The 751-nt window shown below is 70.6% G+C and carries 2 protein-coding genes; both read right to left on the reverse strand.

What is annotated here, in order from left to right; translation table 11 throughout:
- Nucleotides 1-312 (reverse strand): helix-turn-helix domain-containing protein (locus I8N67_RS41810; protein ID WP_504740838.1); only part of this gene is annotated, 312 nt, incomplete at its 3' end.
- Between the two features lie 132 nt (nt 313-444).
- Complete coding sequence (locus I8N67_RS41815; RefSeq protein ID WP_200309622.1) at nt 445-648, reverse strand: hypothetical protein; 204 nt, start codon at nt 646-648, stop codon at nt 445-447.
- Nucleotides 649-751: the final 103 nt, after the last annotated feature.

Consider the following 751-nt stretch of genomic DNA (forward strand, 5'->3'; position numbering starts at 1 on the left):
GCGTCGGGTGCGGATCAGGGTGCCGTCCAGCAGGACGACGACCCCGCTCTTCTTGGCGATCTTCTTCAGAGCTCGGTCCAGGCGCGGGGCACGGGCGGCGAGCAGGCGGAGGACCTCCTGCACCCAGCGGCGCACGGTGGAGGCGGAAATCTGGTTGCCGCCGGCCATGTCGGAAAGACGCTGGTCGTGGCGGAGGACGGCGAGCACGATCAAGGCCTGGGTGCCGGGCTCGACCTTGCGCCACCGGGTGCCCAGCCGGTTGCGTTCACGGCGTATCAGATCGCCGACGAGGTCGAGAGTCCGCTTCGACACGGGAAGCTGAACCTGGTAGACAGCATGCTGAGGGTCCTCGGCGGGGCTGGTTGTCTTCACAAACACCCCAACTTCCGCTGGGGGCTCTCTTGTTACGGCCGGAATCGGCCGGTCCGCCGCCGTGCCGGCTGGTCAGCGCGGCAGGTAACGGCCCGCTCCGGTCCGGGCGAGCCAGCCCCGGTCGGACAGCTTGCGCAGTTGCCCGCGGACCGGCTCGACCTTCCCCGGCGTCGTCTCACGGCCCAGCGCGATCGCCACGTCCTTGGCCATCACCGGACCGTCCGCGTCGGCCACGATCTCCATGATCCGCCGATACTCCGAGGTCAGGACCTCCACCCCATGCCCTCGGCCCGGTCCGGGACCAACCGCATCCCACCCGCACCCGGACCAGCGGTTACCCGCTCCGGCTCCGGCTCCGGCTCCGGCTCCGGCTCCGGCT

Source organism: Streptomyces adelaidensis, from assembly GCF_016598475.1.
In the GTDB taxonomy this organism is placed as follows: Bacteria; Actinomycetota; Actinomycetes; order Streptomycetales; family Streptomycetaceae; genus Streptomyces; species Streptomyces adelaidensis.